Source organism: Bacteroides sp. 51, assembly GCF_010500965.1.
Classification (GTDB): Bacteria; Bacteroidota; Bacteroidia; order Bacteroidales; family Bacteroidaceae; genus Bacteroides.
Window position 1 is genome coordinate 53213 of record NZ_QVMI01000004.1, and the last position, 17087, is coordinate 70299.

25 protein-coding genes are annotated in these 17087 nt (G+C 39.0%); 3 read left to right on the forward strand and 22 right to left on the reverse strand.

Features of this window, described 5'->3' with window-relative positions:
* Positions 1-21 precede the first annotated feature (21 nt).
* Together D0T87_RS04900 and D0T87_RS04905 are read left to right on the forward strand one after the other, a co-directional pair.
* The gene (locus tag D0T87_RS04900; RefSeq protein WP_163173383.1) at positions 22-363 is read left to right on the forward strand and encodes a type II toxin-antitoxin system RelE/ParE family toxin; all 342 of its coding nucleotides are present in this window, start codon (positions 22-24) and stop codon (positions 361-363) included.
* On the forward strand, positions 341-643 hold the full coding sequence (locus D0T87_RS04905) for a helix-turn-helix domain-containing protein (protein ID WP_163173384.1): 303 nt from the start codon (positions 341-343) through the stop codon (positions 641-643). Before D0T87_RS04900 ends, D0T87_RS04905 begins: the two co-directional genes overlap by 23 nt.
* A gap of 331 nt (positions 644-974) precedes the next feature.
* Here D0T87_RS04905 and D0T87_RS04910 read toward each other — a convergent pair whose 3' ends face one another.
* From D0T87_RS04910 to D0T87_RS04955, 10 genes are all read right to left on the reverse strand, one after another.
* Entirely contained in the window at positions 975-1496 is a 522-nt protein-coding gene (locus D0T87_RS04910; RefSeq protein WP_163173386.1) for a hypothetical protein, read from the reverse strand.
* A gap of 68 nt (positions 1497-1564) precedes the next feature.
* Positions 1565-2104 carry a hypothetical protein gene (locus D0T87_RS04915; RefSeq protein ID WP_163173388.1) on the reverse strand — a complete coding sequence of 180 codons (540 nt, stop codon included), beginning with the start codon at positions 2102-2104 and terminating at the stop codon, positions 1565-1567.
* 3 nt (positions 2105-2107) lie between these two features.
* The gene (locus D0T87_RS04920; RefSeq protein WP_163173390.1) at positions 2108-2500 is read right to left on the reverse strand and encodes a hypothetical protein; all 393 of its coding nucleotides are present in this window, start codon (positions 2498-2500) and stop codon (positions 2108-2110) included.
* A gap of 2 nt (positions 2501-2502) precedes the next feature.
* On the reverse strand, positions 2503-2973 hold the full coding sequence (locus D0T87_RS04925) for an HK97 gp10 family phage protein (RefSeq protein WP_163173392.1): 471 nt from the start codon (positions 2971-2973) through the stop codon (positions 2503-2505).
* 2 nt (positions 2974-2975) lie between these two features.
* Entirely contained in the window at positions 2976-3278 is a 303-nt protein-coding gene (locus D0T87_RS04930; protein ID WP_203558615.1) for a hypothetical protein, read from the reverse strand.
* Positions 3275-3592 (reverse strand): DUF6706 family protein, encoded by a 318-nt coding sequence (locus D0T87_RS04935; protein ID WP_163173394.1) that lies wholly within the window; start codon positions 3590-3592, stop codon positions 3275-3277. The genes D0T87_RS04930 and D0T87_RS04935 overlap by 4 nt, the downstream gene beginning before the upstream one ends.
* Positions 3589-3921 carry a hypothetical protein gene (locus tag D0T87_RS04940; RefSeq protein ID WP_163173396.1) on the reverse strand — a complete coding sequence of 111 codons (333 nt, stop codon included), beginning with the start codon at positions 3919-3921 and terminating at the stop codon, positions 3589-3591. The genes D0T87_RS04935 and D0T87_RS04940 overlap by 4 nt, the downstream gene beginning before the upstream one ends.
* Positions 3922-3931: 10 nt before the next feature.
* Positions 3932-5032 carry a hypothetical protein gene (locus D0T87_RS04945; protein WP_163173398.1) on the reverse strand — a complete coding sequence of 367 codons (1101 nt, stop codon included), beginning with the start codon at positions 5030-5032 and terminating at the stop codon, positions 3932-3934.
* Positions 5033-5044: 12 nt separating this feature from the next.
* Positions 5045-5632 carry a head fiber protein gene (locus D0T87_RS04950; RefSeq protein WP_163173400.1) on the reverse strand — a complete coding sequence of 196 codons (588 nt, stop codon included), beginning with the start codon at positions 5630-5632 and terminating at the stop codon, positions 5045-5047.
* A gap of 3 nt (positions 5633-5635) precedes the next feature.
* Positions 5636-6265 carry a hypothetical protein gene (locus D0T87_RS04955; RefSeq protein WP_163173402.1) on the reverse strand — a complete coding sequence of 210 codons (630 nt, stop codon included), beginning with the start codon at positions 6263-6265 and terminating at the stop codon, positions 5636-5638.
* Positions 6266-6354: 89 nt separating this feature from the next.
* Between D0T87_RS04955 and D0T87_RS04960 the strand changes: the two genes are divergently transcribed.
* Complete coding sequence (locus tag D0T87_RS04960; RefSeq protein ID WP_163173404.1) at positions 6355-6570, forward strand: hypothetical protein; 216 nt, start codon at positions 6355-6357, stop codon at positions 6568-6570.
* Here D0T87_RS04960 and D0T87_RS04965 read toward each other — a convergent pair.
* The 12 genes from D0T87_RS04965 to D0T87_RS05020 form a co-directional block, all read right to left on the reverse strand.
* The gene (locus tag D0T87_RS04965; protein WP_163173406.1) at positions 6549-8276 is read right to left on the reverse strand and encodes a hypothetical protein; all 1728 of its coding nucleotides are present in this window, start codon (positions 8274-8276) and stop codon (positions 6549-6551) included. The genes D0T87_RS04960 and D0T87_RS04965 overlap by 22 nt on opposite strands.
* Positions 8277-8392: 116 nt before the next feature.
* On the reverse strand, positions 8393-9877 hold the full coding sequence (locus D0T87_RS04970) for a phage portal protein (RefSeq protein WP_163173408.1): 1485 nt from the start codon (positions 9875-9877) through the stop codon (positions 8393-8395).
* A 327-nt stretch (positions 9878-10204) separates the two neighbouring features.
* Entirely contained in the window at positions 10205-11509 is a 1305-nt protein-coding gene (locus tag D0T87_RS04975) for a PBSX family phage terminase large subunit (RefSeq protein ID WP_163173410.1), read from the reverse strand.
* Positions 11506-11994: a phBC6A51 family helix-turn-helix protein gene (locus D0T87_RS04980; protein WP_163173412.1), complete on the reverse strand. Its 489-nt coding sequence runs from the start codon at positions 11992-11994 to the stop codon at positions 11506-11508. The genes D0T87_RS04975 and D0T87_RS04980 overlap by 4 nt, the downstream gene beginning before the upstream one ends.
* Before the next feature lie 103 nt (positions 11995-12097).
* A complete protein-coding gene (locus tag D0T87_RS04985) occupies positions 12098-12304 on the reverse strand; it encodes a hypothetical protein (protein WP_163173414.1) in 207 nt (68 codons plus the stop codon).
* A 34-nt stretch (positions 12305-12338) separates the two neighbouring features.
* The gene (locus D0T87_RS24510; protein ID WP_163173416.1) at positions 12339-13736 is read right to left on the reverse strand and encodes a DNA modification methylase; all 1398 of its coding nucleotides are present in this window, start codon (positions 13734-13736) and stop codon (positions 12339-12341) included.
* Positions 13737-13753: 17 nt separating this feature from the next.
* On the reverse strand, positions 13754-13972 hold the full coding sequence (locus D0T87_RS04995; RefSeq protein ID WP_163173417.1) for a hypothetical protein: 219 nt from the start codon (positions 13970-13972) through the stop codon (positions 13754-13756).
* Positions 13973-13993: 21 nt separating this feature from the next.
* Positions 13994-14575, reverse strand: a complete 582-nt coding sequence (locus D0T87_RS05000) for a hypothetical protein (protein WP_163173418.1) — start codon at positions 14573-14575, stop codon at positions 13994-13996.
* Between the two features lie 10 nt (positions 14576-14585).
* Entirely contained in the window at positions 14586-14777 is a 192-nt protein-coding gene (locus D0T87_RS05005) for a hypothetical protein (protein WP_163173419.1), read from the reverse strand.
* Between the two features lie 44 nt (positions 14778-14821).
* Positions 14822-15385 carry a hypothetical protein gene (locus tag D0T87_RS05010; RefSeq protein WP_163173420.1) on the reverse strand — a complete coding sequence of 188 codons (564 nt, stop codon included), beginning with the start codon at positions 15383-15385 and terminating at the stop codon, positions 14822-14824.
* 345 nt (positions 15386-15730) lie between these two features.
* Entirely contained in the window at positions 15731-16243 is a 513-nt protein-coding gene (locus D0T87_RS05015) for a DUF6633 family protein (RefSeq protein WP_163173421.1), read from the reverse strand.
* Positions 16221-17087, reverse strand: a complete 867-nt coding sequence (locus tag D0T87_RS05020) for a DUF1376 domain-containing protein (protein ID WP_163173422.1) — start codon at positions 17085-17087, stop codon at positions 16221-16223. Before D0T87_RS05020 ends, D0T87_RS05015 begins: the two co-directional genes overlap by 23 nt.

Genomic DNA, 17087 nt, shown 5'->3' on the forward strand with positions numbered 1-17087 from the left:
AACTTTAGCTATATTTGCATCATGGATGATGAAAGAAAAATATTATACTATAAAAACTACTTTATAGATTTCTTCATGTCGTTAGATGACGGTGCAAGGAAAAAAGTAGCTTATGTTCTTGATATGATTAAAACCCAAGAAAGGATAAACGCAAATTTCGTAAAGTACATCCGAGATGGCGTATACGAATTGCGAGCATCGCATAACAGTAATATTTATCGTGCGTTTTTCGTTTTTGATGAGGGTAATATTGTAATGTTATTCAATGGTTTTCAGAAGAAAACGCAAAAAACGCCTGAAAGTGAAATTAAACAAGCATTAAAATTAAAGGAGGAATATTATGAAAGCAAATCCGAACGTTAAAAGTATGGATGATATATTAGATAATCTTTACGGTAAAGTTGGCACACCAGAAAGAGAGGAGTTCCGGAAAGAGGCATACGCTTATTGTGTTGGACAGATGATTTATGCTGCACGGAAAAGTGAAAAGATGACTCAAAACGATCTCGCTCAAAAAGTAGGAACGAATAAATCGTATATTTCAAGAATAGAGAAAGGCACCATTGAGCCGGGAGTAGGATTTTTCTTTCGTGTTATGGATGCTCTTGGCTTAAAAATTGAAATAGTCAAACCGATTGGATAAAGCTATTACAAATAAGCCCGTCTACTTCTCACAAGCTGACGGGCTACGCATAATCAGTATTAAATCTAAAACATCATGAATTATTACAACTTCATAAATAATATATAACCTCAAATAGATTTTACCTGCTTAATTTTCTTCCTCTCCCCTGTTTCAAAGTCAGTCACGTAGACATATTCTCCATCGGCTTCTTTTTTTTCATCATCAGACGAATACTGCTTATTCCGTTCATTAATAATGAAATTATGCTCTTTAATCATCGACAGGAGCACGCACATGCTACTATCTAGTGTCTGCTGATGCGTATATCCAAAAGCTTCATTAATCGAAACTAGGAAGGCAAAACAGCTTTGCTGGTCCAACTTTCTTTGTTTTCCTGAAGGGCTATTATCTCCTCTTCGCCTAGCGGGCTCACAGCTAGCGCGGCTGTGATAGTATTCAAAAAAGATGTTGTCCCCAACCGATAGACGATGGCATTAAAGAGAATAAGGATGTCTTCCCAAGTGCAGCTATCCTTTAGCACATTCTTTAACCACTCAGGGATATCTCCAACCTCATTATGTATACCAATACAGACGATTTCAAAGATCAGCTCATCATACTTGCACATGATATCTCGAGTGGCATCACTAAAAGAATTCTCACCCACAGATACAATCTTACCCAGATCCTCTTTCTCAATCAGAACTAAAAGCGGTTTTAATTTAAACCATGTTCTTACTGTTGCCGGGCGAATGACAATAGAATCCCCTACTTCTTTTCCATCAGGCACGTTCTTAAATTCAAACGGTATGTGTACCGGCTCATCTACAGCTGAACGTGCTTCCTGTTGTAATACTAGCTTTACTCCCATGTTTTTACTTTAAAATATAAAAGCCCTGGCATATACCAGAGCTTTCAATCAATAATAAGTATCAGGCGTTATCCTTCCGGAATCACCACAACATCTTTCACCTCACGAGTGTACGGAGCCATCTGCTTTCCATCCGCGGTGATAGCAGCTAATTTCGTAGCCCTTACCAGCAGGATATCTGATTGCTCAGAGTTAGGTGCCTGGTTCAGTTTACCCAGAATTTTGCAATTGACAAATACATATTCAGTGTATTTACCGTCATAAGGGAGTGTTTGCAATTTCACTGTTTTACGAAGATTTGGACGTGTAACAGGAGCAATCCACTTATCACCTTCTTTTGTTCCTCCACAAAATAGTACCATCTCATCTGCCGTAGGAGATGGAATATTTATTTCAATAGAGTCCGGATCACCCGCTTTATCGAATACTGCCCAGGGTTCATCCATCCCTTCCGCTCGGAAGTTGACCGTATTAGGGTCATTAAAGTTAAAAACAACGGAGTTTTCTTCTACAATCTCAACTTGCGTGAAATCAGTTCCGGGTACTCCATCCCCGGGATCAGCTACACCAAAGTAGGCGCAACCTACTGCTAAACTTTTTCCTTTCATAAATTATCTATTTAATTCGGTTATTACTTCTAATCGAATGTTCGTACAGTCGAAGCCTTCTTTGGCTCCTCCCGTAGGTTCCATCCATATAATCCGTGATTTCCAGTACATACCAACAGGTATAGATATATTCTTTAATGCATGCTCCAACTTCCGGCAGGCATCTTTCATTATGGACCGTTTTGTGGTACCATTACTATTACGCTTTACAAAAACATTCACATTAACGACAGATGCCTTGTTTACATAATCTTTAGTTTCAACGCCGGTAGTCCGGACAACAATATGATTTTCTTTCTCACCATCAGCGGAATTATCCTTGCACAAGAGAATACCAGTATCAGCAGATTCTACAGCCGAGGAGACCATATCTATTATATCAAATCCATCTGCCATACCTATATGCTTAATCTTTTAAAAAGCGATTGGCCCATATTCTTAATATGCTCCTCCGTAAAACTTGCAGCACGTGTTATTACGTCCTTGCTTTCTATTGCTTCTACGTAAGCTGCGTACTTCATTCCCGCAACCCCTATAAGAACATATCCCGAGGAATAGGTTCTGGCCAACTCTGAACATAATTGCCTTGCAGCTACGACACCTTCTTTTCCTCCACCTTGTTCTTTAAAGTCTTCTCTGATAATCCTACCATCACGAACGATTACAAACCCGATAGAGTTACGTAGATTTTGCGTGTGATCATAGAAACTGTTTTCCGGAGCCTGCATACGAGCGAATTTCACAAACTCTTCACCTGCTTGCTGGAATATTCCAACAATTATCCTCTCAGCATCTTCACCAACTTTATCAAACATCTTCTTGATATCGTTTTTATTCCAGAGAGGCCTCAATCCACTTTTCTTTGCCATAATCATATATATATTACAGAGTGTGTTTGAAACTGTTCCCAGCTCTCAATCTTTGCGTCCAAGCCAATAGAACCAATGCGAATATGGGTAGCGTGATCAATCTTCTTATGCTTAGTCGAGAATTCTCCTTTTACAGTGAATTCTTTACCATCAGCTTTATACTTTAATTGATTTCCACTATTGGAAGGGAAGTATTGACCTTTGATTGTAATCTCATTAGGTTCTCTTTCTATCCATTCCCCGTGCTCCCATCGGCCATTTGGCTCAGCGGTTACAATCGCAGTATGTGAATATCGATTGATCATTGCCAGAATGTAACTTTAGGTTTATTCGTCAGCTTATCCTCAAGACCGTACTCAGCACACTTCACAGAATAAAAATCTTTCATTCCTTTAATATCCCAGGACATAGACAGTTTATTCTCTGTAAACGAAGATGCACGGAGCAATAGGTTCGGGATATACTTCACGATTGAGACATTGATTGCAATATGATTATCTCTGGTAACCACCACCTCCATATTTAAATCATTGCCTAGAGATATATCCAGGAGATCAGCCTCCGACAAATCAATGCCGAAGGTCTGAAACTTCTTTGTTATGTACTCTGAGATTATCATGCTTCAACGCCAAGTGATTCTTTCAATTTAGCGGTCTTCTCTTCATCCAGAGCAGCAACATTGGCAATCAGAGTTTCCTCTTTCATGTTCATAGTTGCTTTTTCGCCAATAGCCTTCAGTTTGTCAACTACGGTTTTCTTTTCAAACTCCTTGTCAAAGAGAGAAAGAGTATTCTTCTCCTCCACCTTTTTCTCTTCGGTAACCTCTACCAATTCGCGAGAAACTAAATCCTTAACGCGGGATTCATCTTCTAAGCTTAGCTCTTGGCCAACCTGGTAAAGTTCCTTGGTAAACTTGTCACGAAAAACACTTGTCACTATTACTTTCATACAAACCTCCTTATCCTTGCTGGATAGCATTAATGGTTGATAAATCAATATTCACAATTTGAGTAGGATTGCTGATTTGAGGAATCCACTCTGCCGTATATTCAAGATAGCGGCCGTTGTTGTCTCTCACCTGGGAGATTAGCATATCACCCTCTGAACGACTATATGTACGTCCGGGGATCGGGTCGACTGATTCATACGGAGTATGGAAACGCATGTGACCGATCTTATCCTGTTGTAACAGGGTGATACGTCCATCTGCATAAACCGGTTGATTCTTTCCGGTCTGATCTTTCACATAGTCTTCCTTGATCTCAATAGCAGGTAGGCCAATACCTGTGAATACCTGCGATGCGAGATCGGAGGTTACCAACGAGGCACTCGCCAATACTTCACGCTGACCGAGAATCATCTTAAACTTGTCGCCAAGTTCAGGGCTACCAACGATATTTCTAACGAATGTACCGCGGGTCATGATCATTTTGGAGAATGTTCCATAATCGACTTTCAAGTCGTTGATCTGTGCTTGCAGATAAGAAATGAACTTATCAGCAACAGCAGCTTCAGGTGCGATAAACTTAAATGGAAGGTCAATTTCCAATAAGTCCGGAGCATTTGTATCCGTACGATTATCTTTGTTCTTCACATTAGCCTTACCTGTCATGATCAATGATCCTACAACCAGGTCCATACGCTTGTGAGCAGCCAACAATACCTGGCGGAAATCATCATAGATAAAGTTCACAATCTCATTAAGCGCAGCAATCTGTTCAGATGGCTTAGCTGCATTGTACTTATCAACCAGATCCTGAAGTTCTGAAAGGCGATCGATTGAAATCTGGTAGCGATCTCCCAGATAAGCAATTTCACCATAGCCGGAACCAATATTCCTACGCTCACGAATAGGTTTCTCACCATAACGGGAGTTGATCGAACCGGCCATCACACCTGTAACGGTACCGATGTAATCTTTGAACACACGGGTGGTAGTTCTGCGGAAGTCAAGATACTGCATCCAGTAAATCGTATCTAAACGAGTCTGGGTGACACGTCTAATGATGGCGGAAATAATATTCGCATCATTAAATAGGGTTTCTATTGTCAACATCATATCTTATCCTCCTTACTCGTTAAATTGAAAATCACTACCTAGTTTCTCTTTGTCCTTTACAGAGAAAGGAACAATGAGTTTATCCGGTTCAATCTCACGCGCCACTGATAACAGTGCAACCAGATTAATACCATCCTCTACTTTCCGGCTCTCATAAAGAGCGGAGTTCGCCACGTTTTTGGGTGCTGCACCATCTACGGCCAATGCTTCGAAAAGAACTGCACCGTTGTCGATGTTAGCCCCGAAGTCAGCAATCGTCAACACATCATAACTTTTGTTAGACTTGTCAATGGCCGATATGGTAGTACCCTTGGTACCGTTACCTAAAAACATACCCACATAAGCAAAAGAACCTTTCTTGACTTTAAGGCTCGTTGCCCCGGATGTATAGGCTTCCACTACACTCACATTTCTCACTACCTTGCACGTCTTGTACTTCAAGTCGGCGGCAATAGGAATAAATGAAGGTAGATTATCACCTACATTCAGATTCGTCGTATCAAGCTTATAAGGCCCTCTACGGCGAACGCCCGTACTTACATCATATCTTTCCTCGATAGATGGTTCGGGTTCTAAGTTATACTTAAATCCTGCTGACATAATTTACTTTTTAGTTTGTTCTACAATCTCTTTAGTTTGGGTATCGATAGCAGCAGCAATCGCCTCACCCTCCTTTTTAATCTCCACTTCCGGGCTATCAGGTGCCTTGGCATCTTTAAACCCAAGATTAGACAACTCCTGCTTTGCATCCTTGAAGTACTCATCTAAGTCTGCATCTTCAGGAATAGCATATCTTTTGGCCTGAGATTCAGGAATACCATACTCTTTAGCTTTTGAGAGGATATTAGCATTTCGTTTTTCTGCCGATGTCTGCTGTTCGTAGCCTGCGAGTTTTTCAGAAAGAGTTTTATTAGAATCAATAAGAGCTTGTGCCCAAGCCGGTACTTCATCTGTTTTTTCCTCTTTCTTTTCTTCCTGTTTAGTTTCGACAACTTTACCGTCTTTAAGGTTATGCTTCTTCTCATAGTTTTTAACTGCGGAGTAAGTTGCATCCCCTGCACGGAAATCACCATAACTTGATAACACGTCCTGAAAGCTAACTCCCTCCACGATGGTAGGTATTTGACTTTCGTCCGTAATGCCTTCTGCCTTTTTAGTGGCTATCCGGTCAAGAATTTGAGCATCCACCCCCTGGTATTTGGTTTGGAGCGCTTCAAAGATTTTTTTCTTCATACACTTAATTTTAAAATTCAGTTTATCTTAAAATATAAACGGCAGGAATATTTCCAGAGATTAATATTTTAGAGTATATTTGATGTCTTATGAAGCAAGAAAAGGAACTAAAAGAAGAATTAACGACTGCTATGCACTCAGAATTCACAGTAGATGCAGAAACAGATTTAAAACACCGCGTCTGGTCTATTCTGTCCTCTTGTAAGAACCAAAATAAAACAGTGAATGAATTGATCGATCAATACGATTTAAGTATGGATGATATAGAGAAGTATAAGCAATCTTACTTTGATTTGCTTAAATAAGCCTCAAATACAGTCATTTGTTCTTTATCATTTAGGTTAATATAACCTTTCCATACAGAACCCTGAAGTAGTTTTTTTCCATACTTTCTTCCAGCAATCTCATACATTGGGATATCCTTACCCTCGTAGCTCTTTATCCATTCCTGAAAATTTGAAAAATCATTTTTTGATATCATACTCTCATCTCTTTGGAATCGAGCCCATGACATAAGATCATCATATCTATCCGCTTTAGCTTTAAATCCATATTTGGCCCAAGCATATCCACCGATATCCATATTCGCAACTATTTGTATTTCACTTATACCAGCATTCTTGTATTGGGTGTATAGTGATCTAAATAACTCTTTTGCAAATCCTTTTCCCTGTTTATCAGTCGGAAGAGTAAACGTATCATGATATACAACATTATCAAAAAAAGAACGAGTTAACCTAAAATTATCCTTACCTACATATTCGAGTTTTGTTTCCCCGAAATAAGATGATAACTCCTTTGTTTCGACTTGAATGTTATATTGGGAAGTCAACTTCATTATATCACGGTCCAATTCTTCTATATTAAAATTTCCCATGAGTTTTTTATAACCTTTAGTGTCGACTCCTGACACATAAAAGCCTCGATCTTTTAATTTATTTACATTGAGCACATAATCCTTTGACTGGCCACTATTTGGTATCAATAAATATTTTGCGTTCTCCTTAACAAACCATTGTTTTTGATTTGCTTCTTTTGCGTTTATATAGTCAATGGCAGATTGAGGAACTGTTTTAATAAGCTTATCTTCTGGCACCTCACTGGTTAGTAAATAATCAATAAACTCTTCTCCCTCCAACATTACAGGAACTGCAAAACATATACAAAACGGGTGCCAGGTTGTGAATTTAAAGTCTTTTGGATAACGCCCAACCATAGGATCACAAATTGAGCAAGGTCCTTTATTCGATTTTGAGCGGTGAACTTCTATTCCTAAGACAAAGCCTTGATTTTTCCAACGTTCATGATCAGCCGTATGATAAGCCATATTCGTTTCAGTAACAGCGATACGGAGAGCATTCATATAACTACTTCTGTATCGGCCTTGCCCTGGGTGATAGTCTTTCATGGGTTGAGACAAGACCAACTTACCCTCTTCATTTCTTATGCGTCTGAATCTCTTTTCCGGACCCTCTAACAGTTGCCGTATGTCTACTGCGATAGAAGCGGCTGGCCGGCCTGTTGATATCCCGGAGGAAAGATAATATTCAAGGTTCTCTTTAGCGCCTTGAACAGACTTCCAAACGGTATCAGAAACTGTAAAGCCATTAATCTTTCTCTGCTGAAAACCTTTGAGCGCTTCCATATTACGGGCAAACATGCCTTTCTCTAGTTCTTCATACCTGCTCTTCCCTACTATCTCAGATATAGATAAATCTTTTATATATGATTTTATCAGATCGTCAGATTTAATGTTGGCAGCTTCCCAGGCGTCAATAGTATGCGCATCAATATTTGCCAGGAGATTATCATGTAATTCTTGAAGCAAAGTATCTATCTGCTTTTCCAGGGTTGAATTACGTACCCAAACATTATCCGGGCTCTTTTCTGTCCACTTGGTCAATATCAAACCTGATCGACGTGTAAAATCATCGAAAATACGCTTTACCTGTCCTTGTTGCTGTAATAGCCGTAAGACATGTTGCTTATCGTGAAAGGATAACGAGGACATCAGATCAAAGCTTACTTCGTTTACCGGCCTTATATCTTCTTACTGGCCTCGATTCATGAGAGTGATTATATAAACTCCGTAAATGTTCTGTTATTTTAGCTATTATCTTTTTCATATCAATATCCTCCCATTGTCATGCCAACCATATTACTACGCTCAGCCTCTTTACGTTTATCTTCCTCTATCTCTTTAAGTTCTTCATCGATACGATCCACATTACCTGCAAACATAATACCTTCCTTGCGTGACCAGATACCACCAGATACAGCCATTACAGCAGTATTTACCTTATCATCTATGTTATCGATCATATAAGGAACTATCTCCACATCTACATCAATAGTCTTTGCCGGAGCTGCAAGCCGTGAGTTCTGAGCACCTAAAGCATAAATAAGGAAATTAACACGCCTTTGCATAAATAAGCCGATATCTTCAGCATGATTCTCTACTGCCATATGTGCACCCATGAATACATACCTGAATGCACTACCAGATAAAGCATTACCGGTACCTTTGAGGTTCTCGAATGATATCTGAGGTGTATTTGTCATTGAATAGGCACGACTAAAGAGCGTTTCCAGTTCTAGCTTTATAGGATCAGCCGCCTGTTGCCAGGTTAAATATGCTGCATCAGCCTTCTCACCTTGCAATTGGACTACTCTGTTGCGGGTATTGCCTGAGAAATTTGTAACATCACCGAATAACTTCAATATTGGGAAGAAGTGGTAATCAATACAATCGGCGTAACCGGATAATAGTTTCTCAATCCGGATTCGAATCGGTCTGATAATATCGCAATAGGCATGTTTTCTTGGTGCATATATAAGCGGAAGCTTTGGAAACCCATGTTTAATAACTTCTCCTTTACTATCGTCTCCTACCTTCCATGTATAGATCAAATTATCTGTCAATGTCATGAAGACTGTTGTCTCAGTCCCATCCAGTTCCTTACGTTTATATTCTCTGGAGAACGCAACCATATCTCCTGAATCATCAAAGAAAGGATAAAGTGTATCTCCACGAAATGGAGACCAGATAGTTGATTTTAAGCGATATTCCGGCACAGATTTACCGAATATGGAAGCAATCTTTCTCTTGAGAATAGACCAGAACCCATCATCTTTTACAGCATACCAGTATTCTGCCACCTCTGTCTCTGAGAGCCATGAACGAACGATCTTTTTATTCTGGTATTTAATTTTATTTTTCTTCAGGACTTGTTTTATTGCAGATAACAAAGACTTTTCATCCTCATCTTCTGTATCACAGTTCATGGCCGGTTCTGTGCCAACAGTAAAGGCCGTTTGGATATTGACTATATCTTGTTCTAATGGAAGAGAAATTCGATTTGGATCTTTATATTCAACCGTATCGTCTGTAACGACCATTTGTTTAGTCGTTTCACAATAAACTGATTCCCCCTTTTTTGTAACAACCTTTATCTGCGGATACTTCTCTTTATCCGTAATTATTTCATGCTTATTGGGGTTCCAGTCATTATAAAGTCTGACCACATCAGGCAGTGGCGTACGCCTGCCTTTTTTAAGGTATTCAATACGCCTGCCTTTATCCTCAATATTTAAAACTTCCTCTAGTGTCATACTTATACTTTTCTCTTAAAATATAAGAGCATTCTAATTTTATAGGCTTGAAAATAAAATGTCCCAAAGTGTATTCTCTGGGACATTTCGTCTGATTATCCATGCAGTTTAGTAGTGCTGCTCACTATCATATCCATGGGTGGCGCTATCGTATTTGCAACTACGAAACAGACAAGTTCAATTCGCGACTCAAACAATACCTGCTTTCACGCCACCCTTCTCTCAAATGTTTTGCGACCGGAGAGGGATTTCAACCCTCACGCATCTATATATGCTGGCTCTATGTCTATCCGGCCATTTAATCTAATATATAAAGTGAATTATGTTTTATCGGCCGAATATTTCAGATATATTCTGTTTTGTTTCTCGTTTTCCAAGCAACTCTTCCAAGACCCAGTACCGGATAGCATCAAAAGCATGGTTAAAATCATCAATCGGCTCATTGATATACTTTCCATCATTATCTTGATCCCAGGTGTATTGCCTTCTTTCGGCAAGGATGTTATAGGACCGCTTTGTTATCTTCAAGTTCAATTCAAGCATTTTATCTATACCGGCCTTAACCGAGCCCTGGTACTTATCAACAGGCTTAACTTTATAACCGGCGTTCCTTATTTCGGTCACCAATCTGGGATCAGCGCTTTCGGATATGATTCTCTTGGCAACATGAGGTTTTAGCTCTTTAATGATATCCTTTGTTAGCATGTGTGTTTTATAACAGAGTTCATCTACATACAAATCTCCGTCTATATATCCGATGTCGATTATGGCCGTTGGATCATTGGTAAATCCAAAGTCCATGCCTATACCCCGTTTCTTTACCCAATCAGGTATTTCATTTACTATTTCATAGCTTTTGAATATAACCCCTTCGGATATCTCTGCCCACCGGCCGATAATTGTATGGGCATATTTAGAGTTGTTTAGTTTATGCTTGTCAATGGTACCATCTGCTTTTGTCGCCTGGGCAATAGACTTCTTTTTTATGTCTTCCGTCTCCTGTAGAAAGGTTTCATTCAGGTTATCAACATTATCTAAGTAGGTTGTATGGATATGGAGTACGTTGGGATGCGTACTTATCTGAACGTCTACACCGTCTATCTCAACTATCTTATGGGTATTCTGAATGTATCTTTGATAAATGAAGTGATTGATATCAGGAGGGTTCATTACAATGATTACCCGTAATTGAATGCCTATCTTACGAATAGAAAGGACTATTTTATCAAAGTCCTTTTCGTCAACCCACTCCTCAGCTTCATCGCATACGAATGTGGTGATCCCTTGTATTGATTTAAGGTTTGCTGTTTGTTTCCCGGAACTTGTTTTAATACCACGGAATAAGATTTCACTCCCGGAGTATTTATTGACTATTTCTTTCTTGGAAATATAGAAATACTCTTCAGATTCATCAAGTTCTATCTTTTCATTAAACTCAGGAATAACAGAGAGTTCGGCTGAAGTCATTGTGTACCGGCAAAATAAGATCTTATGCCCTTCTTCAAATGAGAGCCTCTCCAGGAATGTAGATACATTAAAAGACTTAGCACTACCGCGGCCTCCGGTAACTAAGATTATAAATTTATCTTCATTCTCATATAATGGTTCATAAGCCGGCTGTACATTGATCATTCTTTTTCCCCGAATTTCTTAAGCCACTCTTTTATAGGCACGGAACCTTTCTCCTTTATTTCTGCCTCTATTTTATTCTCCTGACGATTCTTCCAGTTGTCGGGATCACGATTGGTTTGAAAATGAATGATAGCACCAAGACTGGGGGCAAAGTGTTTCTCTGTGACAACATGCTCTTTGACCTTAACAATAGCTTTCCCGTTGTCGTCTTTCTTCCCAGTATCTACTGTTACAGTTCTCTTCTCATGAGCAGTATATCCCTTTATCAGTTTAGATAGAGATTTTTCACACTCAACAAGCATATCATCAATGAACTTATCTTTGGCCTTTTTTATAGCATCTGCAAAATCTGCATTTTTAGATAACCAGTCATAATATGTACGTTCAGATATACCTACGGATTTACACACTTCAGCAATAGTATAACTGTCCGCGCTGATTAGCTCGCAGATATGTTCAACAATTCTTTTGCTATACTTTGCCATAAAGGTTTTTGTTTAAAATATAAAATAGGTTGAATCTTTACGGCGATCGAAAAAAGCGTGAAACCTTTCGGAATCACGCCTTAAATAGAAATAGTTTATATTATTATTCTTCCATTTTCACCATCGAATCTGCAATATCAATGTAGTTCTCTAATTCGTTGACTATTGCTTTCAGTTCGATGTATTTACGTTTATCAACAGGAGTAGCCAATCCCTCGGGTTGTTTCTCAATTTCTGCAAGCTCTTCCTTCTTACGTGAAAGGCGATTCTCTAAAACTTTCTTGTATATCATAAGTGGGGTTTCTTTCATGCCAGCAGTTTTTTAAGTTCTAGCGGCAAAGTTATTATTCATTTTCAAATAAGGCATCATCCGAGAAATCTAATTCCGGAAAATTATCTTTTATCCGTTTAGGATCACCTTTGTAGAAAACAAGTACATTTTGGTGAGTCTTACCTATCTTCCGGCTATTATTAAATTGCTTAGTAACCCGCAGTGCCAGGCTTCCGATTGATGTCACGAGTATCATTTCATTGTAATAATGAAGTCCTGCGTCTTTGAAGGCTTCAATTGTATCCTGAACAAAGTTGTAATATGTACCATCTTTCCCACGGACTTCACCAACAACAATTACAGCGAAGCGATTTTCGTTAAGAAGATCACATGAACGTTGGATAATCGTTCGATAATTTACAAGAAATTCCCGGTACTCCATATTCGAAAGGTCGCGCGGATCATCGGAGTAAACTTCAAGGTCAGCGTATGGAGGACAGGTAAATAACAAATCGAATTTATCTTTATAGAACAGTTCTTTGACATTCATGCTATCATCACATACCCAATACGGTTTCGGCTCGTCTGACAAAAGAATATCTTCTGCGTTTTTATAGTTCGCCTCAATTTGTTCCTTCCGTAAATCAATACCATAATATTGCATGAGTAATTTTGATGCAACTACACCACGGACTGAACCGCCGGCGAATGGATCAAGTATAACACCATCGTAAATATTAAACCAACGGTATGCAAGCTCACAAAGCACAGGATCGAAAATAGAGGTTCCATCCATTAACAGTATATCGTGCTCCTTACAATAGGTAATCAATTCATCCCAAGATGGATCGTACCCCAATTTATCACGCAGGGAATTGCGTGCTTCATACACTCGAGGAGGTTGTGCCGAACGGGCGAATGTTAATTCTTCTCCCCTGCCTACTTCACTTTTAATACCAAGATCAATCCAGGCTTTCTTCCTATCCTGCCAACGTCCCTGCCTGGAATCAAGAATAGAGAATGGCGGGATAATAAACTTATCTTGTACACTGCCGGCGCGTGAGCTATCAGCTTTGATCTCTATTTCCGGAAGATCAATATCACCAATAGTAAATTCCCAAGCATCAAGTTCACCTGCGGAGAAATCTTCAAGGATAGCCTCAACGTCAAAGATAGAGGTGTCAGTGGTATAGTTATCAGCAAGAGCCAGCGCTTTCCGGCGTGAATCTTCAGTTGATAAGTCTGTGCGCTTTATTGCAATTAGTTCGGTTCCGTCAGATTCAATTATACGAACCGGAAGCCCAAGCTCCTTCGCCTGTTCATACACACCATTGCCAGCAATAATGCAATCATCCTTATCGAAAAGGATTGATCGGCCGGCTCCACAATCTTCCAGACTCTTGCGGATGAGTCGCTTATTCTTATCCGTATGAATACGGTAATTACGAGGGTCGAATTTTAATTCCATCATTTCTATCTAGTTTCAAATTATTCAACTAACTGTTTTGCAAGCTGTAACGCTTCAATTATTTCATCAATCTGCTCATTAGACAAATTAACGTACTGCTCAAACCCATCTTCGTCTTCAATTTGAAGTTGCGGGTTTCCTGAAAATACAAGGTTTCCTTTAGTTCTATTGCATATTCGAACTAAACACCCTCCGGAAACGGAGACTTCTGTAAAATGCTTCGTTTTATTCTTAATCATATTTATATCGTTATTCGTTAATTATTTACTCAATATTCCTATGACAAGTGAAGCATGTTTGACCACTCTATTGATCAAATCCTTTTGCCTGTCTAGCGCATCATTTAGAGGCTTCTCATTGCCTAAATGGTATTGGTGTTTGCTATATTGGGATATCTGGTGATCACAGCTCCAGTATAGCGAATAATAAATACCTCTTAATTCAAATGCAGTGTTTGAACTCTTTAAATCATCGGCAGTTACGGAGTATTCTTCATGATGAGAAAACTCCTGGTGTATCCATGTTAAGTATTCATTGAAGTAGCAATAACAAATGCAACATCTATCAAAACTTTCATGATCGGATGATGTGTCGGTTATATTCTCTTCGATAATTGTCCTATTACCATGGTTGCGCCTAATCTCCTTTTTCGCCTTTTCAATGCACTTCTCATCACTGCAACAATCATATTCAGAACTGAACTCATGACCATCTTTGTCAGTGAAGTAGCACATGCAATTCGTTGTTTCTTCTTTATCATAAGGCTTTAACAGTTCCATAGCTTTATCAAGTATGGCTTGCTGTTCGTCTGTGACTTCTATGTCTTTAAATATATCCTCCATACTGTGTTAGTTATACTTTAATGATTTTTGCTAAAAGAGTGCGAAGAGATTTTTCGCATGCCTTGTATCTTTCTATTTCACTCTCTGGTAAGTCTCCGTAACCGATTGAACCCTCTATTTCAGATAAACCGAGCTGGATGGCTTGGTATTCCTCAAAGGTTATCATTACCTTACGAGGTTTTGGTTTTTCTTGTTTGCTCATTTTTAGTTAGTTTTACGCGTTCGGAAATCCCGAACAATTTGTTATTAAAATAGGCTTTCACCCTTTATTTTCTTACGTATAAGTTCTTGTACTCCGTTGTAAACCTCATACAATTCTTTTAACGATTCCGATCCAGTCCAATCAGAGAAGTTTTGATCATTGAAGAACCGGTATTCAAACACCTTTCGTGCTAACGGCGACAAATCAAGTTCCTCGAACACTTCCCGGACTAGATGAAACTGAGTAAGTAGAGTTTCTGTATTATCTTCAGGTTCATCATAGATATCCTCAATTTCTAACCTAGTATAATCTGCATTATAATCGGCCGGAATTGCCTTGTATCGATTCCGATACGGAGAAGTAGGAGAAGTTGCATTCAGCTTTATCATCCGCAGCACAAAGAAGTCTAACTCGGTATATCCGTTCTTTTTTGCCTGAAGTAATCGAATCAACAACCTATCATCTTTTGCCAATAATGAACACAGTACCTCATTTAGAACATCAAGACCCTCTTCTGGAATGCCGGCCAGTCTACAATGATATCGTGAGTGTTCCAGCCACCTGTCATATCTTAGGGTTATATATTTATTTACTGCCTCACTTGCCATAGAAATCAGAGTTTTTAATATCTTTGTGGTGTAAGAATTATAGGCTTCTATGGCTTATGCGGGCGGTTGGTAGTGGTGTACCAATCGCCTTTTATTTTGAACACTCAAAACCTACATGGATGCTACCCTGAAGAACTTCATTTGCGAATACACACTCATATATCAGGAGCGACTTACGAGCAGATATGAATTCAAACCTTACTCCCATTACCGTGATATGACTTGTACCCTCAATACCTAAATCCATTAACTCAACGGCCAGCCTTTGCCGGTCTCGATGTACAGACGAATGAACCAGAACTAATCCTTGCGCTTTTAACGCCATACGTATTTGATCTAAACTAATCATAGCCTCGGTGGTTTTAATAGTTCAATAGCCTCTAAATCACCTGCATCAGCACGTTTCTTAATTTCCATGTACTCATGAAAGAAAACGCCTTTAGTAGCTTCGGCTGGATGTAGTTTTTTCCAAACCTCAGCCTCTTTTATGCTTAGATCCTGTGCTTTTGTATCTCTGTGAATGTCATACTTGGTAAGCCAACTCATAATTACTTCTCCATCAACTCTTCCAAAAATTTGTCCAAATAGACCTTTCTTAGCCATATTGAAAAATAGTTTGAAATCTTCCTGAGTGTAATGAGGATAAGTTTCGATTATCAAATTAATCGTATCGGCAACCTGTATGGCATTCATGGTTCCATTCACAGAATAGAATCTAAGAAAACTATTCATCCATTTCACCATAAGTGCTTGTAGCCAAATTTCTCCGTTTTGAGTTTTTAATTCGACAATCGAAACCTGAGGAGACTTAAAAACATCTAATACCGTTTTAGGCCTAATGCTGTCCCAATATAGCATCGGCGAGCTCTTCAAGAGCGTCACGGCTTGCAATTTTGTTTTCGGGAGTTCCTCTAAAGGAATTATCTCCTGTGCCTTGTATTGAGTTATTTGATTTTCCATTGTAGTTTCCTTCTAAAATTTTGATGTAGTTCGATGGTTTAAAAATCCAGTCGAAATCGCATGTCCAATTACTGTTACTTCCCCCGAGCAGAAACGAAGAAGAAACAATGTTGCTGTAAACCGTTCGAACACTTTCTTTTCCGTGTTCGGAAATTCGAGCCTTTACGGCTTTCTTTCTTTTTTCGGTCATTTTAGTGACGGCAGACAATTTCCCCTTAAATGTTTCATTGAAATAATCCATGAAAGCAGAATAATCTATTCTCTCAGATTCCCCCTTGGGGGGTATGGGGGGAATAGAATTATTTTCTATTTCTAATTCTATTTCTTTTTCACTTTCTATTTCCCTTTCTCTTTCTCTTTTAAAAGGTGGGTTTTCTTGGGTTTTTACTTGGGTTTCTGTTTTGGGTTTTTTGGGTTTTTCTTCATTGCTTTTCGGTCGCCCTCCTTTCTTTCCATTTTCGCGATTTACCAATGTTTTCTTCAATCTCTTATTTACGCTATTATGGGTCAATTGGTCACCATCTTTGACCATTAAATCGGTAATCTTTGACCAAACATCTTCCTTGATTGTGGTACATAAGCGACGTTCAACTTTAACCCTATCGTTTTTTATACTTCCCTCGTTATCATACATCATAAATAATAACTCAAGGTAAATGTATCTTTCGAATGGATTCAAAGTATAGAACGAATCACTCGTCCACCAATCTTTGGGATAAAATGTAAAACCTAGCTGAGACAT

Bases quoted from the DNA above. Each gene is read 5' to 3' on its own strand.
- D0T87_RS04900 (WP_163173383.1), top strand. From the start codon at position 22: ATGGATGATGAAAGAAAAATATTATACTATAAAAACTACTTTATAGAT.
- D0T87_RS04905 (WP_163173384.1), top strand. From the start codon at position 341: ATGAAAGCAAATCCGAACGTTAAAAGTATGGATGATATATTAGATAAT.
- D0T87_RS04910 (WP_163173386.1), bottom strand. From the start codon at position 1,496: ATGGGAGTAAAGCTAGTATTACAACAGGAAGCACGTTCAGCTGTAGAT.
- D0T87_RS04915 (WP_163173388.1), bottom strand. From the start codon at position 2,104: ATGAAAGGAAAAAGTTTAGCAGTAGGTTGCGCCTACTTTGGTGTAGCT.
- D0T87_RS04920 (WP_163173390.1), bottom strand. From the start codon at position 2,500: ATGGCAGATGGATTTGATATAATAGATATGGTCTCCTCGGCTGTAGAA.
- D0T87_RS04925 (WP_163173392.1), bottom strand. From the start codon at position 2,973: ATGGCAAAGAAAAGTGGATTGAGGCCTCTCTGGAATAAAAACGATATC.
- D0T87_RS04930 (WP_203558615.1), bottom strand. From the start codon at position 3,278: ATGATCAATCGATATTCACATACTGCGATTGTAACCGCTGAGCCAAAT.
- D0T87_RS04935 (WP_163173394.1), bottom strand. From the start codon at position 3,592: ATGATAATCTCAGAGTACATAACAAAGAAGTTTCAGACCTTCGGCATT.
- D0T87_RS04940 (WP_163173396.1), bottom strand. From the start codon at position 3,921: ATGAAAGTAATAGTGACAAGTGTTTTTCGTGACAAGTTTACCAAGGAA.
- D0T87_RS04945 (WP_163173398.1), bottom strand. From the start codon at position 5,032: ATGATGTTGACAATAGAAACCCTATTTAATGATGCGAATATTATTTCC.
- D0T87_RS04950 (WP_163173400.1), bottom strand. From the start codon at position 5,632: ATGTCAGCAGGATTTAAGTATAACTTAGAACCCGAACCATCTATCGAG.
- D0T87_RS04955 (WP_163173402.1), bottom strand. From the start codon at position 6,265: ATGAAGAAAAAAATCTTTGAAGCGCTCCAAACCAAATACCAGGGGGTG.
- D0T87_RS04960 (WP_163173404.1), top strand. From the start codon at position 6,355: ATGAAGCAAGAAAAGGAACTAAAAGAAGAATTAACGACTGCTATGCAC.
- D0T87_RS04965 (WP_163173406.1), bottom strand. From the start codon at position 8,276: ATGTCCTCGTTATCCTTTCACGATAAGCAACATGTCTTACGGCTATTA.
- D0T87_RS04970 (WP_163173408.1), bottom strand. From the start codon at position 9,877: ATGACACTAGAGGAAGTTTTAAATATTGAGGATAAAGGCAGGCGTATT.
- D0T87_RS04975 (WP_163173410.1), bottom strand. From the start codon at position 11,509: ATGATCAATGTACAGCCGGCTTATGAACCATTATATGAGAATGAAGAT.
- D0T87_RS04980 (WP_163173412.1), bottom strand. From the start codon at position 11,994: ATGGCAAAGTATAGCAAAAGAATTGTTGAACATATCTGCGAGCTAATC.
- D0T87_RS04985 (WP_163173414.1), bottom strand. From the start codon at position 12,304: ATGAAAGAAACCCCACTTATGATATACAAGAAAGTTTTAGAGAATCGC.
- D0T87_RS24510 (WP_163173416.1), bottom strand. From the start codon at position 13,736: ATGATGGAATTAAAATTCGACCCTCGTAATTACCGTATTCATACGGAT.
- D0T87_RS04995 (WP_163173417.1), bottom strand. From the start codon at position 13,972: ATGATTAAGAATAAAACGAAGCATTTTACAGAAGTCTCCGTTTCCGGA.
- D0T87_RS05000 (WP_163173418.1), bottom strand. From the start codon at position 14,575: ATGGAGGATATATTTAAAGACATAGAAGTCACAGACGAACAGCAAGCC.
- D0T87_RS05005 (WP_163173419.1), bottom strand. From the start codon at position 14,777: ATGAGCAAACAAGAAAAACCAAAACCTCGTAAGGTAATGATAACCTTT.
- D0T87_RS05010 (WP_163173420.1), bottom strand. From the start codon at position 15,385: ATGGCAAGTGAGGCAGTAAATAAATATATAACCCTAAGATATGACAGG.
- D0T87_RS05015 (WP_163173421.1), bottom strand. From the start codon at position 16,243: ATGCTATATTGGGACAGCATTAGGCCTAAAACGGTATTAGATGTTTTT.
- D0T87_RS05020 (WP_163173422.1), bottom strand. From the start codon at position 17,087: ATGTCTCAGCTAGGTTTTACATTTTATCCCAAAGATTGGTGGACGAGT.